The 22,908-nt window shown below is 32.0% G+C and carries 19 protein-coding genes; all 19 read right to left on the reverse strand.

Annotated elements, in window-relative coordinates:
• Window positions 1-633: 633 nt before the first annotated feature.
• Window positions 634-2,211, reverse strand: a complete 1,578-nt coding sequence (gene galT, locus BLV79_RS05145) for a UDP-glucose--hexose-1-phosphate uridylyltransferase (protein ID WP_074716797.1) — start codon at window positions 2,209-2,211, stop codon at window positions 634-636.
• An 85-nt stretch (window positions 2,212-2,296) separates the two neighbouring features.
• Complete coding sequence (locus BLV79_RS05150; RefSeq protein WP_074716799.1) at window positions 2,297-3,460, reverse strand: galactokinase; 1,164 nt, start codon at window positions 3,458-3,460, stop codon at window positions 2,297-2,299.
• 88 nt (window positions 3,461-3,548) lie between these two features.
• Entirely contained in the window at window positions 3,549-6,737 is a 3,189-nt protein-coding gene (locus BLV79_RS05155) for a beta-galactosidase, LacZ type (RefSeq protein ID WP_074716801.1), read from the reverse strand.
• Between the two features lie 197 nt (window positions 6,738-6,934).
• Window positions 6,935-7,870, reverse strand: coding sequence for an AraC family transcriptional regulator (locus tag BLV79_RS05160; RefSeq protein WP_074716803.1), 936 nt, complete (start codon window positions 7,868-7,870; stop codon window positions 6,935-6,937).
• Between the two features lie 31 nt (window positions 7,871-7,901).
• Window positions 7,902-9,029: a phosphonoacetaldehyde reductase gene (locus tag BLV79_RS05165; protein WP_083354459.1), complete on the reverse strand. Its 1,128-nt coding sequence runs from the start codon at window positions 9,027-9,029 to the stop codon at window positions 7,902-7,904.
• A gap of 112 nt (window positions 9,030-9,141) precedes the next feature.
• Entirely contained in the window at window positions 9,142-11,148 is a 2,007-nt protein-coding gene (aepX, locus tag BLV79_RS05170; protein WP_074716805.1) for a phosphoenolpyruvate mutase, read from the reverse strand.
• Window positions 11,149-11,465: 317 nt separating this feature from the next.
• A complete protein-coding gene (locus BLV79_RS05175; protein ID WP_330389929.1) occupies window positions 11,466-12,020 on the reverse strand; it encodes a MarR family winged helix-turn-helix transcriptional regulator in 555 nt (184 codons plus the stop codon).
• 107 nt (window positions 12,021-12,127) lie between these two features.
• Window positions 12,128-12,553, reverse strand: coding sequence for a 3-hydroxyacyl-ACP dehydratase FabZ (gene fabZ / locus BLV79_RS05180; RefSeq protein WP_074716809.1), 426 nt, complete (start codon window positions 12,551-12,553; stop codon window positions 12,128-12,130).
• A 26-nt stretch (window positions 12,554-12,579) separates the two neighbouring features.
• Window positions 12,580-13,827: a beta-ketoacyl-ACP synthase II gene (gene fabF / locus BLV79_RS05185; RefSeq protein ID WP_074716811.1), complete on the reverse strand. Its 1,248-nt coding sequence runs from the start codon at window positions 13,825-13,827 to the stop codon at window positions 12,580-12,582.
• 58 nt (window positions 13,828-13,885) lie between these two features.
• Complete coding sequence (fabG, locus tag BLV79_RS05190; RefSeq protein ID WP_074716813.1) at window positions 13,886-14,614, reverse strand: 3-oxoacyl-[acyl-carrier-protein] reductase; 729 nt, start codon at window positions 14,612-14,614, stop codon at window positions 13,886-13,888.
• Between the two features lie 19 nt (window positions 14,615-14,633).
• Entirely contained in the window at window positions 14,634-15,575 is a 942-nt protein-coding gene (gene fabD / locus BLV79_RS05195) for an ACP S-malonyltransferase (RefSeq protein WP_074716815.1), read from the reverse strand.
• Window positions 15,576-15,603: 28 nt separating this feature from the next.
• A complete protein-coding gene (locus BLV79_RS05200) occupies window positions 15,604-16,680 on the reverse strand; it encodes an NAD(P)H-dependent flavin oxidoreductase (RefSeq protein ID WP_074716817.1) in 1,077 nt (358 codons plus the stop codon).
• Between the two features lie 7 nt (window positions 16,681-16,687).
• Window positions 16,688-17,626, reverse strand: a complete 939-nt coding sequence (gene fabK, locus BLV79_RS05205) for an enoyl-[acyl-carrier-protein] reductase FabK (RefSeq protein WP_278320460.1) — start codon at window positions 17,624-17,626, stop codon at window positions 16,688-16,690.
• A 58-nt stretch (window positions 17,627-17,684) separates the two neighbouring features.
• A complete protein-coding gene (locus tag BLV79_RS05210; protein WP_074716821.1) occupies window positions 17,685-18,632 on the reverse strand; it encodes a beta-ketoacyl-ACP synthase III in 948 nt (315 codons plus the stop codon).
• Between the two features lie 18 nt (window positions 18,633-18,650).
• Window positions 18,651-19,451 (reverse strand): acetyl-CoA carboxylase carboxyl transferase subunit alpha, encoded by an 801-nt coding sequence (accA, locus tag BLV79_RS05215; RefSeq protein WP_033421358.1) that lies wholly within the window; start codon window positions 19,449-19,451, stop codon window positions 18,651-18,653.
• Window positions 19,452-19,465: 14 nt separating this feature from the next.
• Window positions 19,466-20,317 carry an acetyl-CoA carboxylase, carboxyltransferase subunit beta gene (accD, locus tag BLV79_RS05220; protein ID WP_033421357.1) on the reverse strand — a complete coding sequence of 284 codons (852 nt, stop codon included), beginning with the start codon at window positions 20,315-20,317 and terminating at the stop codon, window positions 19,466-19,468.
• On the reverse strand, window positions 20,317-21,666 hold the full coding sequence (gene accC / locus BLV79_RS05225) for an acetyl-CoA carboxylase biotin carboxylase subunit (RefSeq protein ID WP_074716823.1): 1,350 nt from the start codon (window positions 21,664-21,666) through the stop codon (window positions 20,317-20,319). The genes accD and accC overlap by 1 nt, the downstream gene beginning before the upstream one ends.
• A 26-nt stretch (window positions 21,667-21,692) precedes the next feature.
• Window positions 21,693-22,142 (reverse strand): acetyl-CoA carboxylase biotin carboxyl carrier protein, encoded by a 450-nt coding sequence (gene accB, locus BLV79_RS05230; RefSeq protein ID WP_074716825.1) that lies wholly within the window; start codon window positions 22,140-22,142, stop codon window positions 21,693-21,695.
• Between the two features lie 61 nt (window positions 22,143-22,203).
• Window positions 22,204-22,437, reverse strand: a complete 234-nt coding sequence (acpP, locus tag BLV79_RS05235) for an acyl carrier protein (protein ID WP_074716827.1) — start codon at window positions 22,435-22,437, stop codon at window positions 22,204-22,206.
• Window positions 22,438-22,908 lie beyond the last annotated feature (471 nt).

The following is a 22,908-nucleotide window of genomic DNA, read 5'->3' on the forward strand; positions in this document are numbered from 1 at the left end:
GCTGCTATAACAAACACAAGCATTAATACTGTGTATATAGCAAACGTCTTCTTCTTCACTTTATCCTCCTCTTCTACGCTTTCCTTTACGTTAGTCTAGTTTTTGTCTTATTTAACTAGTTTTTTAGGTTAAATAGTCATTTCTAGTCTTACACAAAATCGTTCTTCGGTATTTAGTTACTTCATATATATAGCAATATAAAAAACTACATTGATTCATGCATAATATATTTGATTCATACATACTATGTTTGGTTTACATATACTTGTACGTTATCTTTTTAGTTTCGTATATATATATATATATATATGAAGGCGTTTTAGAAACTATATTTATAATACAACTGTGTTTTATTGTTGTCAATAATGATTGTTTTATTTTTTTTAGTATTTTATTTTTAAAAACAAGGATTTACTGATATAATAAATACACATTTGTTAAAATGACACTTAAATAAACACAAGATAAAAATTCACCTAAAAAAAGTGGTCTAACTATGATTAAATATCATTCTGATTAAAACCAGAAATATCCTTAACTCTCATAGCCATACCACTTTTTAATATTATGTTTTTATATTTTGTTTTACATTTTGTTTTTATATTTTATTTTTATATTCGTATGCAAGCTTTATTATGAATTGACCTCTGCAATAAATCTAAGGAAAGCTCTAAGTCCATCTTCGTCACATTTATAGACCCCTGCATCTTCTAAAACCTGTTCAAAAACTTTTCCTATTTCTTCTTGCAAAATACTATCAATATTTGCTTCATTTATTTCTTTATAGTTTCCTTTGAATTCGTCAACCCAATCTGCATGTTTCTGAAGTACTTTGTCATTTCTATAATCTTTATTATTTAAAATAGCATCCTTTAATGCATTCATTTCATTTTTTAATCTTGCAGGTAAAACAGCAAGTCCCATAACCTCTATTAAACCTATGTTTTCTTTTTTTATGTGATGTAATTTTTCATGCGGATGATACACGCCTAATGGATGTTCCTTAGTTGTAATATTGTTTCTCAAAACCAAATCCAACTCATATTTATCACCACGGCGTCTAGCAATTGGAGTAATAGTGTTGTGCATTTCTCCGTCCGTATTGGCAAAAACAAATGCCTCCTCATCTGTATATGCTCGCCATTTTGATAGTATTTTATCAGCCAATTCTATCAGTCTTTCTTTATTGTCAGCTGTTAATCTGATAACAGACATTGGCCATTTTACGATACCAGCTTCAATATCATCAAAGCCCTTAAAATTGATTTCTTTTAAGATTCCAGCTCTTTCCATTGCAAATTCATAATGTCCTCCCTGAAAATGATCATGGCTCAAAATAGAACCACCCACAATAGGTAAATCAGCATTTGAGCCTACAAAATAATGTGGAAAAGCTGACACAAAATCAAGTAGTTTTGCAAACGTTGCCTTTTCAATTTTCATAGGTGTATGTTCTGAATTAAACACAATACAATGCTCATTATAATAAACGTATGGAGAATATTGGAAAAACCAATCACTATCATTTATTTTTAACGGTATTATTCTATGATTTTCCCTTGCAGGATGATTTAAACGTCCAGCATAACCTTCATTTTCTTTACAAAGCTGGCATTTAGGATACATGCTTTGTTTTGCATTTTTAGCTGCTGCAATCGCCTTTGGATCTTTCTCTGGTTTTGATAAATTAATGGTTATATCTAATTTGCCATATTTTGTATCAGCCGTCCACTTAAGGTCTTTTTTTATTCTATCTCGCCTAATGTAATTACTATCACAGCTTAATTTGTAAAAATAATCAGTTGCCGCCAATGGTGATTCATTCTCATATAATTCCTTAAATTTTGCTCTAACTTCGGATGGTCTTGGCATCAATCTTCCCATAATTTTCGTATCAAACAAGTCTCTATACGTAACTGTATTTTCTTTTATAAGACCCTTTTCAAAAGCAAAGTCTGTAATATCTTTTAAAATACCTGCCAAATAATCGTCTGAGTCCTCAGATTTGCAATTATTATCATATACATTATCGTTTTGTTTTTGGTTCAATTCCGATATTTTGCTTTGCAAATCGACTGATACGTCCTCTGGAAATTCATCCAAACCTAGCAATTCCAATAAAGAATTTATAGTAAAAATCCTATCATCCTCAGTCAATAAATTATTTTTTGTACCATAATCAACTAACTGTAATATTTTCTCATAAATCATTTTCCCAAAAAGCCTCCATATTTGCTTCGTATTTAATACGATTTTCAACCATAATTTCTGTTTATATTATAATAATCACAAAAAATTATAATTTACATGGACCATCGCCAATTTCTACAACATAAAAGTCTGCTGCATAACCAATTTTTGCCTCATAAGCCTTTCCAACTTTTTCAATGAATTCATCTACAGCATCATCTTTTACAATACTAACCGTGCATCCACCAAATCCAGCACCTGTCATTCTTGAACCGATTACACCATCGATTTTAAGTGCTTCCTCAACTAATGTATCCAACTCAATTCCTGTAACTTCATAATCATCTCTTAATGAATCATGAGAGGCAATCATCAATCTACCAAACTCTTCAACATCATTATTCTTTAACGCCTCAACCGCTTTTATAGTTCTCTGATTTTCATAAACTGCATGTTTAGCACGTTTTTGTCTATCTTCATCCTTAATCGAAGTTTTGTACATTTCAAACTGTTCTTCTGTTAAATCACCCAGAGTCTCAATTCCAATATACTGCTGAATTTCTGACAATGCCTGCTCACATTCACTTCTTCTTTCATTGTATTTAGAATCGCCAAGACCACGTTTTTTATTACTACATGAAATAACGATTTTAGCATTTTCAAGTTTAATAGGTGCATATTCAAACTTAAGTGTAGCTGTATCAAGGAAAATTGCGTTATCTTTTTTGCCCATTGCAATTGCAAACTGATCCATGATGCCACAATTTACACCATTGAATTTGTTCTCAGAGAATTGCCCTATTAAAGCTAAATCCTGATTAGTTACATCAAAACCAAATAAATCTCTTAATATAAATCCTGTTAAAACTTCAACCGAAGCAGATGATGATAATCCTGAGCCATTAGGTATATTTCCATATAAAAGGATATCTAAACCTTTGTCGATTTTCATTCCTTTTTCTGCAAAAGCCCACATAACTCCCTTAGGATAATTAGTCCAATCAGCTTCTTTGTATGGTTTTAAATCATCTAATGATGATTCAATTACTCCTAAATCTTCAAAATTCATAGAGAAAAATCTCAATTTATTATCTTCTCTTTTTCTTGCAACCGCATATGTTCCGATTGTTAAAGCACATGGAAAAACATGACCTCCATTATAATCTGTATGTTCGCCTATTAAATTAACACGTCCTGGTGCAAAATAAACTCTATCGTCATCACCCTTGCCGAATAGTTCATTAAATTTTTGTAATAATTTTTCCTTCATACCTTTTTTCTCCTTACCTTCTCAATAAATTGTAATTTAGGCATTTGTGAAACGCCACAAGCCGTATAAATACGACATTTTTTTGTTTTTATATTCCTCTAAAGCAGAATCTAAATTCTAGCTTTTCTTGGCTCTTTGTATCAATCAAATACTCTTCATGAACTTTAGCTCCCCAACTATCATCACCTGCTATACCCATTTGTTGTTTAGCAACCCTTACAACTGTATAATGAACTTGTGGTAACTCGTACTCATGTTGAGCATTTTCAATTTCATGTGGTGTGTATGGTAACGCTGAAAATGATAATTCATCACCAAAAAATATAATTCCATGACCGGCTTTATCTGTTACTTTTGCATAGCGAACCCTACATTTATTTCCACACTCTTGTGGTACTAAATATTTTGCCATATTATCTGAAACTCTATTCTTATAAATTCCCATTTTGGCTCCATTTTGTCTATCCACGTATGTTTCTACTTCTCCTAAGCCATACCATTCTACATTATCATAATCTGCATCAAGCTTAAAAAGCATACCAAATTCTGGCATATCCGATAATTCTTTTACAATGTCATAGCTTAAAGTAGTCTCTATCGTACCATCTCCAAAGACTTCATATGTAACAAAAACTTTTGACGCAGGCACAGTTGGCATATAATATGTATACTTAATCTGGACGCTGTTTTTTAATTTTTTTACATCCGGAGCAAGATTTTCAAATCCATCTTCTTGTTTTCCAGAAATGTATAAACTTGCAATTTTCCACTGTGCATATCTTTGCTGCATTCGACAACCGCAATCGTTGTCAACTGGCGCTCTCCAGAAATTTGGCATAGGTATTTTTTCAATCATCTCACGCCCTGCATAAACATAAGATGTCAAACCACAATTTAATAACGAAAACAATGCCTTAAAATTCTTTCCTTTGACACCAATATTAAATTTTCCATTTATGACTTCTATCTCATCTTCGCACTCATATGGCTTTACTTCCACTTTATAAATTTTTTGTCCAAAAGCAACTTCATGACCAACCTTAGCCCATAGAGTTTCTTCTTTTAATCTAAAAGAAATAATTATTGTAAACTCTAATTCTTCCTTTCTCAATGAAGTTGCTGCTGCTTTTTGATCTTGCATAGTTTCAAGCACATTCTTTGGAATATCAAATTCGATTCTACTTAAAGGCTCTACGCTGATATCAAGTTTGAAAGTTTTTACTTTTTTACCATTAGCAAGTAATTCTAAAACAGCATCATACTTATTTGTATTTGTAAAAAGATTCTTATTCACAACAGTAAATTTATCTTCTTTTTCAAAAATAACGGATATATTCTGGTAATTAAACTTAACTTCTGGCATTTTAGGAGAAGGATTACGCTCTCCACCATAAACAATTCCATTTCCTGAGAAATTATAATCAGTTGGTCTCTCTTTAAAATCTCCACCATAAGCCAAAAACCACTTACCATATCTATCTTTTTTATAAATTGACTGATCAATATAATCCCAAATAAATCCTCCCTGGTACAACGGATTAGTATCTGTTAAATCTGTATATTTTTTCATTGCGCCACAGGAATTTCCCATTGCGTGCGTATATTCGCAACAAATGAAAGGTCTCTCTTTATGCTCGATTAAATACTCCTTTATACTTTCTACAGAAGGATACATTTGACTTTCAATATCAGTTGTGTCATTGTATGTTCTATCCCTTGTCACGCCTTCATAATGCACTAAGCGATGTTTATCAAGCTTCTTAAAAAGACGAGACATTTCATAAATATCCTTGCCACCATACGCCTCATTGCCACATGACCAGATTAATATGGCTGGATGATTCTTATCCCTTTGATAACATGAATTAACCCTATCAAGGAGCATTGCCTGCCACTCTTCTTTGTTATATGGTAAAAGATAATCCTCTGTTGCCTTTTCTCTTAAAAAAGCATCCCAAGTACCATGAGTCTCAAGGTTATTTTCTGCAATCATGTATAATCCATATATATCACATAATTCATAAATAAATGAATCATCTGGATAATGGCATGTTCTTATTGCATTAATATTATTAGCTTTCATTGTAATAATATCTTTAATTGCGTCTTCCTTGTTTGGTTTTCTTCCTGTAATTGAACTAAATTCATGTCTGTTAACGCCTTTAAAAACAATTCTTTTTCCATTCAAAAGCATTATTGAGTTTTTTAATTCAAACCTTCTAAATCCAACTAACTGTGATGTAATCTCAATAAGCTGTTTTTCTTCATCATAAACTCTCACATATAGAGTATAAAGATTTGGAGCTTCTGCACTCCATAATTTCATATCATTTACTTCAAAACACGCAGTTGTTGTCGTAGCATTCTCTTGTTCCATTTTCTTTGCACGAATTATATCGTTATCTTGCTCTGTTTTGCCAAAAGAAATCTGCTCTTTATTCTTTCCACTTAACAGTAAAGTCTCTCCATCTTTTGTGTTTTCTATATCGATGATATTTTGTATTCTTTCTTTCAATTCTATTTCAATAGTTCCTTTGCCCATTGTCTTAAAAGCCAATTCAATTTTAGCACTTCTTAAATCTTCTGATAAAACCGGAACAACTGAGATATCCTGTAAATGACATTTTGGAACATCATATAAAAATACACTTCTAAAGATTCCTGAAAATCTATAAAAATCCTGATCCTCACACCATGTTGATGAAGTAATTTTAAAAACAATAACTGATAATTTATTTTCACCATCAACTATATAATCAGTTAAATCAAAATCAGCCGGATCAAATGAATTTTCACTATATCCTACATAATTGCCATTTAAAAATAATGCAAATCCACTCTCGACTCCCTGAAAAGAAATGTAAATGCGCGAATTTTTTTCCCAATCAGTTGGAACTGTAAAAGTTTTTACATAACAAGCAGTTGGATTATCTAAAGTAGGAATCTCACCTGGAAGAATATCCTCTGAACCATCCCATGGATACTGTGTATTTAAGTACTGTGGCACTCCGTATCCCTGCATCTGAATATGTCCTGGCACGGTTATATCATCCCATGCCCTACAATCATATTCTTTTTTTACGAAATCAAGATCAACACTTTGAAAATTTTTATGAAACTCAAATTTCCATAAACCATCTAAGCTTTTTCTTAAACTTGTTTCTTTTATTCTTAATTGTTGCTCATTCGCATAACAAACATGATCCGAATGAGCTTCTAATCTATTTTCCTGAAAAAATTCAGGATTTTTTACCTGTGTATAGTCAAATTGCATCATCGTTTTTATTCCTCCATAATTTCCTAAATATATAAAATTCTTTTATGTCTCTTTCTATAATCATATTTTACACATAATTTAAGAAATTTATGGTTTCTTAGTAAACTAAAAAAGTGCAAATTCATCCATTTTGCACTTTCTTAATTTTTTTGTGACACTTCTTTAAATTGGTTATTTTATTTCTTTTGAAATTTCTCTTACCAACCTTTTAAAGCTGAAATTTTGAAATTTTTTAATTTACTTGTGTAATTGTTTGGATTGATTTTCCATTGATATGGCGAAGTATCAAGATACTTTTTAAAATTTCTATTAAATGTCGATGTTGTTTGATAGCCACACTCTGCTGCAATCACATCCATAGAATAATCCGTCTTTGTCATAAGTTCACAAGCCTTTTGAATTCTAACCAAATTAACATATTCCATTGGTGGCATATTAATATTTTCTTCAAAAACTCGTCTAAAATGTGTTTCGCTCATACCACATATAAAAGCTAATTCTTTAACCTTTATATTGCGTGCATAATTAGCATCAACATAATCAATCGCTGGTACAACTTGTGTAAGACTACATAAATCTATATTATTATCTAAATCTTCTTTATACTCACTATGTATTCTAATTATATCAATTAATAAAACCTTAATCAAAAGTTCTACTTGATTTTCGTAACACATTTTTTTATTACGCAACTCCTCCATAATGTTTTTAACATTCATAGTTATTGAAGGATACTCACTTTCACGGAGCAAATCTGCATTTCTTGTAACTATATCAAGCATTTCTCTTTGTTTTTTTAAATTTACAGGATACATCTGTTTAATAAAATACTCTGGATCAAAAAAAAGATATTCCCAATAATCCTCTTTCTTAGCACTAACCGTTGTATGAGGATAATTCGCTGGAATTATACTTAACATAGAATTCTCATATCTACAACGTTTTTGGTCAAGAATCAACGTACCATTTCCAAATCTGCAATATCCTATCTCCATAAGATTATGAAAATGCAAAGAGGAAACATCTTGCCCATAAACTCTGATCCACTTTTCCCCTAGTAGAGCAAGCACATGACAATCTTCTGGCACATCATAAAATCTAAATTCAACTGTTTCCTTTCTTCTTCTACCCATCTATTAATCTCTCCCCTTATATCATATTTCTTTAGCTTATTATATCATAATTTAATATTTTCTTATATAGGGTATCGATATTTTTCTCAGAAATTAAAAATGGATGATTTTTCATTCTCTGTTCATTAACACTTAACACCAACTCTTCTATTTCTTTATCACTTGCGCAGGGCACTTCTAATTCAAGCTTATCAACAAACATATCCAACCTATCACAAGCTTCTATTAAATTTTCTGTCCCAAATATATATGCAATTTCCTTTAAAACGTCCTCTACATATTTTCTCCCTCGCGAATCTATACAATCAAGTTGTTCTATATTTTCTATCATCCACCGGAAAATGATTTTGTTACATAAAATTGCTGCATGTCCGTGTGCTAATCCATACATTGATGTAATCTTATAACACATGGCATGACCTGCCGTTGTTTTAGCAATATTAATAGCTTTTCCAGCAAAAAAAGATGCTTCAAAAATTTTTTTATATACTTCAGCCTCATTATTCAACTTTAAATACTCATCAACATTTTCAAGAATATTCTCAAGCACTCCTTTACTATAACAACGACTCTCCCTTGTACTATTTACCGACCAAAAAGATTCTAATCCATGACAAAATGCATCCATTAAGGTTACTTTTTTCTGATAAAGTGGAAGTGTCTCTAAAAAATGATAATCGAACATAACCGCATCCGGTAAACAATGCTCATCTTCTATCGAAATCTTTACTCCCTCCTTATACATTACTGCAAACTTTGTTGCTTCTGAACCTGTGCCCGCCGTAGTCGGAATTACAAGCAAAGGAACAAAGTCATTTTTAAGATTATAGAATTTAATACATTTTGCAACATCAATAGCGGACCCTCCACCTATTGCAATAATTGCATCGCATTTTTTTTCTTTAAAAATTCGATATCCTTCCATAACTTCTTCAAAGGTTGGATTAGGAGTAAAATTAGTAAAATGCACACTTGAAGTTTCCTTAATTAAATTCAAAATCAATGGATATCTTTTAATCGACCTTATTGTCACAAAAAATACGTTCGATAAAGAATTCCTTATAATCCATTGTTTAATTGTATTGCATAATTTGTTAAAATCATACGTTTCATTATTATTTGAAGGTTTACTTTTAATTTTTATTATCTTTTGTCCCATCTTTTTCCCTCTATCTATGCTCTTAAGCTTTATTCTTTTGAACAGCTCCACACAACCTACGATACCGATGTTTTAACGGAATATGTAAGACAAAACTTAAAGAAAGCTATCCTTACTCACCAGGAATCAAATTAATAATGTCTTTAATGCTCATACATTTATCATCACACTCTTTTGCCCTGCTATTTTTTAAAATAGTTTCAGCAGCATCTTTCATTGCAGGGAAACCAGTTCTTGTTAACTGATTTGCATAAATTATAATATTTGCTCCCTTTTTCTTAAATTCATCTTCATAGACTGTGTTAAACGACGTTGGTACTAAAACAATTGGCGTAATTTGATTTTTATCTCTGAATGCTTTTAAAAAATCAAATATCTCTGTTGGATCTTTTTTTCTGCTATGTATCATTATTGCATCCGCTCCTGCCTCAACAAAAGCAAACGCTCTCTCTAGTGCATCTTCCATTCCTCTTTCTAAAATTAAAGACTCAATTCTTGCACAAATCATAAAATCGCTTGTCTTTTGCGCATCCTTGCCGGCTCTTATCTTTTCACAGAATTCCTCAATTGTTGCCTGTGTCTGTTTAACTTCAGTTCCAAAAAGACTATTCTTTTTCAAGCCTGTCTTATCCTCAATTATAACCATAGATACTCCCATTCGTTCGAGGCTTCTTACTGTATACACAAAGTGTTCTGTAAGTCCACCTGTATCCCCATCAAAAATAATCGGTTTGGTTGTGACTTCCATAATATCATCAATTGTTCTATATCTTGAAGTCATATCCACTAATTCGATATCCGGTTTTCCCTTTGCCGTACTATCACAAAGCGAAGAAACCCACATTGCATCAAATTGCTTAACTCCACCGTTGCTAAAAACTTTCGTCTGCTCAACAATCAAGCCAGTGATTCCACTATGAGCCTCTAACGCTGTTATAAATCCCTTTATTTCTAATAACTTTTTTAATCTTGCTCGTCTAAAATCAGGAAGTGACAATTCTCTCCGCACACGCTCTTCAATAACTTTATATCTCTCCCTATTCGAATATGGATATTCTACTAATCTACCACCATATGTAGCCAATATTGCCACGACCTCGTCTCTAATTGGCTTTTGAAAACCTTCCCTCCAATCATCTCCATGCACAACTATATCTGGCTTGTATTTTAATAAATTATCTTTATACGAAAGAGTAACCTGATCTACAACTTTATATACTCCAGAAATACTTTCAAAAATTGCTCGCCTTTCCTCTATTGGAACCAATGGGAATCTTTTATATGTTGCTACAACCTTATCAGACAAAACTCCAATAATGACTCGACCTAGCCTTTTTGCTCTTTTAATTAAATCAATATGACCTTCATGCAATATGTCAGCTGAAAAAACTAAATACACTGTTCTTAGTGATAATTGTCGTACTTTTAATGTTGCCACTAACAAATCATCCGGGTTATCCACTTCTTCACACAATGATTTTCCGATATCTAAAGGGTAAATATTACATTCGCCATTTAACTCGTTTAAAGCATTCTCCGCATAAACGTTAGTTATACCTTTTTCACAAAATTCAATGATTTTATCTAACCATTTTCTCCAATCTTCTTTTTTTAATTTATATAAAGGCTGAGCTGCAATAGATTTATTAAACAAATCAACTCCAATTTGTGTGATCTTTTTTTCTTTTATAACTGCTTTAAAATCTTTTTCTGGAAGAGGTAAAGAACTCGACACAACCATGCATGAAGTTTCTGAATTAACGACATTATCAAGGACTTCGTTCTCAAAAACAAGATCACCATGCATCAAAATAATATCATCATCTAATTCTTCCCTTGCACAATAAATACTATATATATAATTTGTCTCTTTAAATCTTGTGTTTTTTACGTATGAAATATCAATTGGCAAATCAAGGCTTTCGCAATAATCCATCAGGACACTGTCAAAAGCTCCTGTTGTCATAACGACTTCCTTTATTCCTGCATCTACTAACTGTTTCAATTGTCTTGAAATTATTGTAACCGATGGCGAAATCTCAGTCATACATTTGGGCTGATTCTTCGTGTATACTCCCATTCTTTTTCCCATACCGGAATTTAATATTAAAGCCTTCATGTTATTCCTCCCCTAAAAAATATATAAATACTAATCTGAATCACATAAATATTTAGTCTGAATCATATAAGTATATCGAGTTTTTTATAAAAGTTAATAATATTTTTATAAAAACAACATAAATAAAATGAAATTTAAAAACGTAACTTAAATTGAAATTAAATCGAAACAGACGAATCAAATTATAATAAAATACACAAAAAGGACACCTCTGTGATGACTTCCATGTCACATTCACAGCGGTATCCTTTTACTCACAAAAAATATTTACTTTATAATACTTTTTACAATACTTTTAATACCAAAAATGTACTTTACTATGATCTTCTAATTTTAAGCATCTCATCGATGTTTGCATTTACATACTTATCTGGAATACGTGTCTTTTTGATTTCTGGCATAAGCTCTTCACTCATTACATTAAGGATTTTTTCCATAACTTCTAATTCTTCTGGAGTAAATCTCTTATATACTCTTTCCATTACAGTTGTAACATATGAATAATTCATTTCATAATATTTTTCATATTTCTTTGTTACCTGTAAGTGGTATTCTCTACGATCGTGTGTTGATCTCTTTTTCTTAATATAACCTTTTTTAACTAAGTTATTAATCTTATAAGCCGCATTTGGTGATGAAATATTTGCCATTGTAGCAAATTCATTTACTGTAGGCTCTCCTAAATAGTGAATGATTTCCATACAAAAAGTTTCTACAGTTGTAAGTGAAGCTTCTCTGTCTTTCCATTTTTCAAAAAGATTCTGATAAAAATGCAATTTAAACTTAGAATATACATCATTAAATTCTTCTTGCAACATATTAATTCTTCCTTTTCTACTATATTTTATATCTTCAACTAAAAAGTATAGCATCTACAAACAATATTTGCAAATGCTATCTTCAATTCTTTATAGATTTTTTGTAAATTTTATGTGAAAATTTTGTAAATTTAGTTAATAGGTACTTTTTTTAACTATTTTTATTCAATCGCAAATGTTAATTCAGCTGTTACAGCAAGTTCTCCATCTACGAAAGCTTTACATTCACCTACGCCAATAGGGCCTCGTCTTTTAATTATTTTACAGTTTAATTCTAGAACGTCTCCTGGAATTACCTGTCTCTTAAAACGTGCATTTTTAATTCCTGCAAATAAAGCTAACTTACCTTTATTTTCTTCCTGTGATAAAATTGCAACTGCTCCTGTCTGTGCTAAAGCTTCAATGATTAATACGCCAGGCATAATCTGTTTCTGTGGAAAATGACCGCAAAAGTGCATTTCATTTGCTGTTACGCATTTTCTTCCTGTGGCCTCTTCCCCTGGAATGCAATCCGTAATTCTGTCCACTAATAAAAATGGATAACGATGTGGAAGAATCTCTTTAATTTCATCGGATGTTAATGTCATAATTTTTACCCTTTTCCTTTATTTTTTTATTGAAATTTTTTTAATACTATACAAGCATTGTGTCCACCAAAACCTAATGAATTAGACATAGCATAATCAACTTTTACGTTTCTGCCTTCATTTGGCACGATATCTAAGTCACAATCTTCATCAAAATTCTGGTAGTTAATTGTTGCAGGTACATAATCTTCTTTTACTGATAAAGCTGTAATAATAGCCTCAACTGCACCACTTGCTCCAAGTAAATGTCCTGTCATAGATTTTGTTGAACTTACCATTAAATCTTCTGCTTTTTCACCAAAAACTTTTTTAATAGCCATTGTTTCACACATGTCATTAAGATGTGTAGATGTTCCGTGAGCATTGATATAATCGATTGCATCTTTTTCGATTTTTGCATCTTCTAATGCTAATTCGAAACATTTTGCTGCCTGGCTACCATCACTTAATGGTGCTGTAACATGGTATGCGTCACAGTTGCTTCCGTATCCTACTACTTCGCAATAGATTTTTGCTCCACGAGCAACAGCATGTTCATACTCTTCTAGTACTAACATTCCTGCACCTTCGCCCATTACAAAACCACTTCTGTCTTTATCGAACGGAATTGATGCTCTGTTTGGATCTGTTGACTGATTTAAAGCTTTCATAGCTGTAAATCCGCCCATTCCAAGCTCTGTGATACTTGCTTCTGCACCACCACAAACCATCATATCAGCATATCCATCTCTAATCTGTCTGAAGCTGTCTCCAATTGCATTAGTTCCACCTGCACATGCTGTAACAACACAACTACACATTCCGTGTAAACCATACTGAATTGCAATCTGACCAGCTGCCATATTTGAAATAACCATTGGAATAAAATGTGGAGAGACTCTGTCGTATCCTTTTTGAACACCTCTTGCATCTTCATGCTGAATTGTATATAGTCCACCAATTCCTGAAGAAACAATTACTCCAACTCTCTGTGTATCTATAGTTTCTTTAACTTTGCCTTCTTCTAAAATGTCGGCATCCTCGATAGCCTCTTTTGCTGCAACTAATGCAAACTGAGTAAATCTATCGCTTTTTCTTGCTGTATTCTTATCTAATTTTTCATTAGGATCAAAATCCTTTACTTCTGCTGCTAATTTTACTTTTCTGTTTTCTGTATCATAAGCTGTGATTGGTGCAATACCACATTTTTGTGCTTTAACGCCTTCCCACATGCTCTTTGTATCGTTTCCTATCGGTGTAATTGCACCTATACCTGTTATTACAACTCTTCTCATTTTGCACTTCCTTATCAATTTCGATTTTTATGCGTTCATATTGTTTTTTTTACGAATTCTATACCATTCCACCATCAACTAATAAAACTTGTCCTGTTATGTATCTGCTATCTTCTGATGCAAAGAATGCAACAGCATTTGCGATATCCTCTGGTTGACCCATTTCACCAAAAGGAATAGAATCAATTATGCTTTTCTTTGCTGCATCACTAAGTTTTGCAGTCATATCAGTTGCAATCATTCCAGGTGCAATCGCATTAACTCTAATTTTACGTTTTGCTAATTCTTTAGCTAACGATTTAGTCATACCAATTACACCAGCTTTAGATGCAGCGTAGTTAACCTGACCAGCATTTCCGGCAACACCCACAACAGAGCTCATATTAATTATGCTACCTTTTCTTTGTTTAAGCATAACTCTTGAGACTTCACGCATCATGTAAAAAGTACCTTTTAAGTTTACATCAATTACTTTAGAAATATCTTCATCACTGATTCTCATAATTAAAGAATCTCTTGTGATTCCTGCATTATTCACTAATACATCTATTTCATTAAAGGCTTCTAATGTATCTGAAATAAGCTTTGCACAATCTTCTGAACTACTTACATCATATTTGTAAGCTACTGCTTTAACACCTTTTTCTTCACATAATGCAATAGTTTCTTTTGCCTGCTCTTCATTTGAGTTATAACTAAATGCAATATTGAATCCTCTTTCTGCAAGCTTAACACAAACTGCTCTTCCTATTCCTCGACTTCCACCAGTCACTAATGCTGTTGACATATCTTTCCTCCTTTGTTGTTTATGCAACAATAGCTTCTAAATCTTCAATTTTAGAAATACTTGTAACTTTAACATCTACATTCATTTCTTTTGCTTTTTTTCTAACAAATCCGCTTAAAACTTTACCTGGTCCGATTTCAATAAAATTGTCAGCACCTTGCTTTATTAACTCTTCAACATCTTTTTCAAAACGAACTGAAGATTGAACCTGATTTGTTAAAAGTTCTTTGATTTCTTCGCCAGATGCACTATTATCAATAATTTTTCCAGTATAATTTACTGCAACTGGAAAAGTAGGTGCTTTAAAAGTAACCTTTTTAAATAATTCTTCCAGCGCCACTTTTGCTTCATGCATGTATTTTGTATGAAATGGTCCACTTACGTTAAGTCTTACTATACGTCTTGCTCCCATTTCTTTTAAAAGTTTTTCTGTTTCTTCTACAGCATCCAAATCTCCACAAATTACATACTGTTTAGGACAATTGTAATTTGCTATTGTGATATATCCTATATCTTTTTTACTTATCTCTTCTACAGCCTTCTCTACATCAGAAACATCCATTCCTATAATCGCGCTCATAGCACATTCTTGTTTTGATGCAGCTTCAGCCATCTTGTTTCCTCTGTATTCGATTACTTTTAAGTAATCTTCCTCACTAATTACACCAGCTGCGTATAAAGCACCATATTCACCTAAACTTAAACCAACAGCCATATCTGGTTTGATGTTGTTTTCTTCTAAAAGTTTAGTTACACCAATTGCAAACATTGCCATAGCAGGCTGTGTGTTCTCTGTAAGAGAAAGATCTTCTAAAGGTCCTTCATGCATTAATTTTTTATAATCTTTAGATAATTTAACGCTATCTATAAATTTTTTATATGATTCATATTTATTATAAAAATCCATTCCCATAGATACAAACTGACTTCCCTGGCCAGCATACATAAATACAGTTTTCATCTTTTTAACCTCGTATTATTTCATATTATTATCTCAAATTATTTTTGCAATCCTCTAGGATTTCGTTTACTAATTCCTTTACAGTAACTATTTTAGAAACCCTTGATGCATTTTCACCACAGAAAAATAAACCTTCTTCTCTATTGCCTTTTACAGCCTCGATTAAAGCTCGACTAATGCAATATGGAATTTTGTTTCCTTTTGGGCAAGCTTTTAAACAGTTATTACATTTTTCTGCGAAAAATGTTTTACCTTTCTCCAAATTTTGAAGAAGTGGCGTAAATACTGCACGAGCTGGCATTCCAACAGGGCTTTTAATGATTTTAATATCACTTTCTTTAGCATTTACAATAACATCTTTAAAAGTATCACTGGCATCACATTCTTTAGTTGCAATAAAACGTGTTCCGATCTGTACACCACTTGCTCCATTTTGTAAAGCCGTTGCCATATCCTTTCCTGTAAAAATACCTCCACCTAAGAAAATATTAATTTTTCTCCTAAATTTTTCCTCGTACGGTCTAATTGTTTCTAAAACCTCTCCTAAAATTGTTAGGTTATCCTGACATGTTTTTTCTTCTAGATCCTGATTTGAAAAACCAAGATGTCCTCCTGCTTTATAGCCTTCAATTACCATAAAATCAGGTACTGAATTATATTTTTTTGAAAAACGTTTACACAAAAGTTCTGCTGCCTTTTTACTTGATACAATAGGTGCATACAAAGCCTTTGAATCTTTTACGTACTCAGGTAAGTTAAGTGGTAATCCTGCACCTGATATGATTGCATCTGCACCTGCTTCTATAGCACATTTAACTGTTTCTGCATAATGGCTAACTGCAACCATGATATTTACTGCGATTAACCCGTTTCCTTGAGAAATTTCTTTAGCTCTTTGGATATGATATTTTAAAGCTCTCATATTTGCTTCAAATGGATTCTTTAAAAAATCATTCTCTTTATATCCAATATTCACTGAGCTAATAACTCCCATGCAACCTTCTTTTGCAACATTTCCAGCAAGTTCTGATAATGAGACACCTACGCCCATTCCACCTTGAATAATTCCGTGTTTTAATAGTTTTCCATTTAAATTTAATTCCATTTTATTTCTATGCTCCTAATTTGTTTACAGTCCTCTCATAGCCTGCATACATATCTTCAAAAATATCTTTAATTGGTTTAATTTCTTTAATCTGACCTGCAACCTGTCCAGCCATAAGTGAACCAGTTTTTACGTCGCCTTCAAAAACAGCTCGTCTAAGTGAACCTAAAGTAAATTTTTCAAGTTCCATCTTATCTGCACCATTTTTTTCTTGTTTAATGTATTCTCTTGCCATTGAGTTTTTAATAATTCTAACTGGTGTACCTGTAATTCTACCTGTTACAACAGTTGTGTTGTCTTTTGCTCTTAAAATAGCATTTTTATATTCTGGATGAATTGGACACTCTTCAGAAGCTAATAAACATGTTCCAACCTGAACACCACAAGCTCCTAAAGCAAATGCAGCTGCAAGCTGTCTTCCATCAGCAATTCCACCTGCTGCCACAACTGGAATATTTACTGCATCTACTACCTGTGGAACAAGTGTCATTGTTGTCATCTCTCCAACATGTCCACCACTTTCTGTTCCTTCTGCAATAATTGCATCAGCTCCTAATTTTTCCATTCTTTTAGCCAATGCTACAGATGCTACTACTGGTAAAACTTTAATACCTGCTTTTTTGAAATCATCCATATATTTTCCAGGATTACCTGCACCTGTTGTTACGATTTTTACACCCTCTTCTACAACAACTTGAGCCATTTCATCTGCTGCTGGATGCATTAACATAAGATTTACACCGAAAGGATTATTTGTTAATTCTTTACATTTTCTAATGTTTTCTCTTAAACTATCAACTGTCATTCCTCCTGCAGCTATAAGTCCAAGTCCTCCAGCGTTTGATACCGAAGCTGCAAACTCACCTGTTGCGATATTTGCCATTCCTCCTTGGATAAAAGGATATTTTATACCTAAAATCTCATTTAATTTCATTTTATCTTCCACCTTTTCCTTTACTCAAATTTGAATACTCTTTGGGTAAAAACCAATTCATTTATCTTAATTAAGCCGTATAAATTGCACTACTCCAAGTAAAACCAGCACCGAATGCTACTAGCAATACCTTTTGACCTTTTTTAATTTTATTATTCTCATATAATTCATCTAAAGCAATTGGAATCGATGCTGCAGATGTATTAGCATATCTATCAATATTTACGTAAAATTTATCTTTACTCTCTTTATGTTTATTAGCCACATGATTTATAATTCTTACATTAGCCTGGTGGCAAACTACATGGTCTATATCTTCTAATGTTAAATTTGCTTCTTCTAATGCATCTTTTATAGCCTGATCAAAAGCTGTAACAGCTGCTTTAAAAACAGCTTTTCCATCCATATGTAAATAGTTATTATCTTTTCCTACGCCCGAGCAATTTAAACCTTCGAAATTGCCACTTGCATATGCTTTATGAACATATAGACTCTCATCTAATTTGATTACTGCTGCACCTGCTCCATCTCCAAATAAAACGCAAGTTGTTCTGTCGTTATAGTCCATAATTTTAGAAATCTGCTCACTTCCAATTAATAATCCATATTTTTTTGATGAATTAGTTAAAAGTCCTCTAACAATTTCTAATCCGTACACGAAACCAGAACATGCTGCGCTAATATCAAATGCAATAATTTCATTTGAAAGTCCTAATTCTTTTGCAACCATACATGCTGTAGATGGAAAAGCATTATCACCTGTTGTCGTCGCAACAATAACTACTCCAATATCATTTTCATCTATATTTTCTTTTACTTTAGCTTTTTTTAATGCTTCTTTTGCTGCACCACATGCTAAAAATGTATTGCTTTCTTCTTCACATTTATGACGCATTTTAATTCCAGTTCTTGTGTAAATCCATTCATCTGATGTATCTACAAAAGTACTTAATGCATCGTTATCTATTACTTTTTCTGGTAAACATCTTCCTGTAGAAACTATATTTATACCTTTCAACTACAATTTCCTACCCTTCTATTCTTTTATAACTTTTAACGCTTTTTTCTTTTCATCTATATTTCTAAATTTTAAATATCTATTTTCTATTAACGTATTTTGACTGAGTTTTTGAAGAGAAGATATTTCTTTTTGCAATTTTTTGTCTATGACTTTAAACATATTTCTATCTTCAGCAATAACATCATCAATAAGTCCAAAATCATAAAGTTCCTTAGCCGTAATTTTCATGACTTCACTAGCCTTTGGTGCAAGTGAACCATCTTTCCATAGGATAGATGCAAAACCTTCTGGAGATAGAACTGCAAAAATTGAATTTTCTAACATCCAAATTTTATCTGCGACACTAAGCGCAAGTGCACCACCGCTGTTTCCTTCACCAGTTATTATTGCAATAATTGGAACTTTCAAACTAGACATAAGCGCCATACTTTCAGCAATAGCATTAGCCTGTCCATGTTCTTCTGCTTCTTTTCCTGGATAAGCTCCTGGTGTATCTATAAAAGTAATTATTGGTCTATGAAATCTTTCAGCTTCCTTCATAAGACGCATACCTTTTCTATATCCCTCTGGAGAACACATTCCAAAGTTAAATCTCATGCTTTCCTCAAGACTTTTTCCTTTTCTTTGACCAATTATTGTTACTGGAGTTCCGTGAAACATTGCAATTCCACCAAGAATACTCTCATCATCACCTGATAATCTATCACCTTTTAATTCGATAAAATCATCAAATAATTCTTCAATGTATTTTGAGACTTGTGGTCTTTTTTTATCTCTTGCAATAAGAACTCTGTCATATGTTGTAAGTTCTTTCATCTTTTTTCAACCTCTCATGGCAAATAATTATGCATGACCAAAATTCTATGTATAGTTTCTTTTAAATCTTGTCTTTCAACTATCATATCTAACATTCCGCTCTTTAATAAAAATTCAGAATGTTGGAATCCTTCTGGTAACTTTTCTCCAATTGTCTGTTCAATAACCCTTGGTCCTGCAAAACAAATCAATGCATCCGGTTCTGCAATCAAAATATTTCCAAGTGCTGCAAAACTGGCAGAAACTCCACCCGTTGTTGGATTTGTATATACTGATAAAAATAATCCACCATTTTCTTTGAATTTTTCAATCACTGTTGATGTCTTTGCCATTTGCATCAAAGAAAACATACCCTCTTGCATTCTTGCACCACCACTGGCACTAAAAATGATAAGTGGTAAATTATGTTTGCCTGCAACTTCTGTTATAGCAGAAATTCTTTCTCCAACGACAGTACCCATACTTCCCATCATAAACTGAGATTCCATAACAGCTATAGCACATTTGATTCCATTAATTTTACAAACACCTGTTATAACAGCTTCATCACGTTTTGATCTATTTTTATTTTTTTCAATTACTTTGTCATAATCTAAAAAATCGATAGGGTTTACTGAATACATGCCTTTTAAATGTTCTTTAAATGTCTTTTCATCTGCGATAGAACGGATTCTATCTTCAGCAGACATTGAAAAATATTTATTACAATCTGGACAAATCATAAAATTTTTCTTTAAAACACTTTTTGCAAATTGACCATGGCATCTTTTACATTCTAAAGTTTCCTCTACGTCAACTTTTCTTCTTGTACGTCTTAACTTATCAAGTCTATTTTTTTTATTTTTAAAAATATCTGATATTTCCATTAATCAACACCCTCATTAAGCCATTTCATTATCTCTTCATTGTTTTTTTCGTAAAAGCCAGTATTGTAATTTCCACTAATAAAACTTGGATGGAATGTCAAAATATGCATATACTCTGCATTTGTTTTAATTCCCTCAATCACTAATTCTTCAAGTGCTCTTCTCATTCGTTTTATTGCTTCTAATCTTGATTGACCTTTAACAATTATTTTTGCAATCATAGAATCATATACAGGCGATACCTTACATCCTGAATACAAATAACTTTCTACCCTTACTCCATATCCTGCTGGAAAATGTACGAACTTAACTGTACCTGGTGTAAGAGCATTAATTCTACACTCAATACCATGACCTTCTATATCTATATCTTCTTGGGTATAACTTAATTTCATTCCTGCTGCAATTCTAATTTGCTCTTTGATAATATCTACACCTGTTACAACTTCTGTAACTGGATGTTCAACTTGAACTCTTGTGTTCATTTCAATGAAATAGTAATTGCCTTTCTCATCTAAAACAAACTCGACAGTTCCAGCACTGTAGTAATTACATGCTTTTGCTGCTTTTAATGCAACCTGTCCCATTTCGTGTCTTAATTTATCATCTAAAACCCATGATGGTGATTCTTCAAGAAGTTTTTGATTATTTTTCTGAATAGAACAATCTCTTTCTCCTAGATAAACCATGTTGCCATATTTGTCTGCTAAGATTTGAACTTCAATATGATGTGGATTAACTATTAATTTTTCTACATACATATCACCGTTGTTAAATGCCGCTAAAGTTTCTGCTTTTGCCGTTTCATAAGCCGACTTGATTTCATCTGGTGAAAAAGCCTTTCGCATTCCTTTACCGCCACCGCCTGCAGATGCCTTTATCAATACTGGATATCCGATTTCATCAGCAATTTTACTTGCTTCTTCCCAAGTATTAACCAAGCTCTTTGAACCTGGTACAACCGGTACCCCATTTTTTATCATTAACTTTCTGGCATTTTGTTTATCTCCCATACCATTTATGATAAATGAATTAGGTCCAATAAAATTAATACCATTATCTTCACATTTTTGTGCGAACTCTGCATTTTCTGATAAAAAACCATATCCTGGGTGGATAGCATCAGCTTCTGTCAACTTTGCAGTCTCTATTAATACATCTTCATTTAAATAACTATCTTTTGATTTTGCTGGACCGATACAGACCGCTTTTGTTGCGAGAATAACGGGAAGAGAATCCTTATCCTCTGTCGAATAAACGACTACTGTTTCAATTCCCATTTCTCTACAACATCTAATAATTCTTAAAGCAATCTCACCACGGTTTGCAATTAAAATTCTTTTAAACATTTTTCCTCCATGTAAGATTTGCTAAATTATTGTTGATAATGTAAAAGTGGTTGATCGAATTCTACCATTTTTCCATCTTCTACATCAATCGAAGTAACAACACCATCTTCTGTTGCTACGATATCATTCATCATTTTCATTGCCTCAATAATACCGATTACATCACCTTTTTTAATCTTTTGACCAATCATAACAAATGGTTTTTCGCCTGGAGCTGATGCTCTATAGAAAGTTCCAACAAGTGGAGCTTTAATGGCTTTATCATTATTACTTTCAACCTTTTTGGCTGATGTATCAACGTCTACTGTGATTGATTTAGTTTCAGTTGAGTCATTACTAATTGGCATTGTTTGTACAATGGTGTTTTTTGGCTCTTTTTTTATTGAAACACTAAAATCTCCATTGCTATATTCAAACTCACTAATTTTGGATGTTTCTATTTTTTCAATAAGCTCATAAATTTCAGAAGTTTTCATGTTGTCCTCTTTCCTTTTACTAGCCAACGACTAGTTATTTATTACAATTGATAACAATTGATTATGCTGCTACATTAGCATCAATATAATCTACGATATCTTTAACTGTGATAAATTTCATAAGTTCTTCATCATCGATTGTGATATCGAAAGCTTCTTCTAAAGCCATGTTAAGTTCAACTGCGTCTAATGAATCTAAGTTTAAGTTCTCTTTTAAGTTAGATTCTAATTTAATTTCCTCTGGGTTTAAATTAACTGTTTCTACGATAACGTCTCTTACTTTTTCAAAATTCATTTTTTTGCTCTCCATTCTTCTTTTAAATTTTATTACATTAATTTATTTATTAAATTAGTTTAGATGATAAACTACTTTCAAAAAAATGTCAACCCTTTGATTCAAAAAATTAAGTTCTCTTTTTTTGTTTTATATTTTTAATTATTAGTTAAATGTAATTGTTTAGTTTCCTTTAAGTTGCTATTTTATACGTATTTATTATCTTTTTTTAATTATATAAATTATAATTTTTATCTCATTTTCTTGTTTTACTTTTCTAAATTTCTTTATTTTTAAATTTTTTATTTCATTTTTTTATTAAATAGATTTTTTTATTGTCAGATATTGCATTTTCTATTGTTAATTATTTGTCTTTTTGTGATATTTTTTAAATAGGATTTGAAATAATAAAAACCCACGTATTCTGTTCGTTTCCTTAACTATATATAAGAACACAAAAAATAAAAAAGGTAACTCTTTGCTAAAATGAGG

It is taken from the genome of Lachnobacterium bovis DSM 14045, assembly GCF_900107245.1.
GTDB classification, from domain to species: Bacteria; Bacillota; Clostridia; order Lachnospirales; family Lachnospiraceae; genus Roseburia; species Roseburia bovis.

Coding starts and splice junctions, on each gene's coding strand:
- galT (WP_074716797.1), bottom strand. CDS start 2,211: ATGATTTATGAGAAAATATTACAGTTAGTTGATTATGGTACAAAAAAT.
- BLV79_RS05150 (WP_074716799.1), bottom strand. CDS start 3,460: ATGAAGGAAAAATTATTACAAAAATTTAATGAACTATTCGGCAAGGGT.
- BLV79_RS05155 (WP_074716801.1), bottom strand. CDS start 6,737: ATGATGCAATTTGACTATACACAGGTAAAAAATCCTGAATTTTTTCAG.
- BLV79_RS05160 (WP_074716803.1), bottom strand. CDS start 7,870: ATGGGTAGAAGAAGAAAGGAAACAGTTGAATTTAGATTTTATGATGTG.
- BLV79_RS05165 (WP_083354459.1), bottom strand. CDS start 9,029: ATGGGACAAAAGATAATAAAAATTAAAAGTAAACCTTCAAATAATAAT.
- aepX (WP_074716805.1), bottom strand. CDS start 11,148: ATGAAGGCTTTAATATTAAATTCCGGTATGGGAAAAAGAATGGGAGTA.
- BLV79_RS05175 (WP_330389929.1), bottom strand. CDS start 12,020: ATGCTATACTTTTTAGTTGAAGATATAAAATATAGTAGAAAAGGAAGA.
- fabZ (WP_074716809.1), bottom strand. CDS start 12,553: ATGACATTAACATCCGATGAAATTAAAGAGATTCTTCCACATCGTTAT.
- fabF (WP_074716811.1), bottom strand. CDS start 13,827: ATGAGAAGAGTTGTAATAACAGGTATAGGTGCAATTACACCGATAGGA.
- fabG (WP_074716813.1), bottom strand. CDS start 14,614: ATGTCAACAGCATTAGTGACTGGTGGAAGTCGAGGAATAGGAAGAGCA.
- fabD (WP_074716815.1), bottom strand. CDS start 15,575: ATGAAAACTGTATTTATGTATGCTGGCCAGGGAAGTCAGTTTGTATCT.
- BLV79_RS05200 (WP_074716817.1), bottom strand. CDS start 16,680: ATGGAATTAAATTTAAATGGAAAACTATTAAAACACGGAATTATTCAA.
- accA (WP_033421358.1), bottom strand. CDS start 19,451: ATGAAAGAACTTACAACATATGACAGAGTTCTTATTGCAAGAGATAAA.
- accD (WP_033421357.1), bottom strand. CDS start 20,317: ATGGAAATATCAGATATTTTTAAAAATAAAAAAAATAGACTTGATAAG.
- accC (WP_074716823.1), bottom strand. CDS start 21,666: ATGTTTAAAAGAATTTTAATTGCAAACCGTGGTGAGATTGCTTTAAGA.
- accB (WP_074716825.1), bottom strand. CDS start 22,142: ATGAAAACTTCTGAAATTTATGAGCTTATTGAAAAAATAGAAACATCC.
- acpP (WP_074716827.1), bottom strand. CDS start 22,437: ATGAATTTTGAAAAAGTAAGAGACGTTATCGTAGAAACAGTTAATTTA.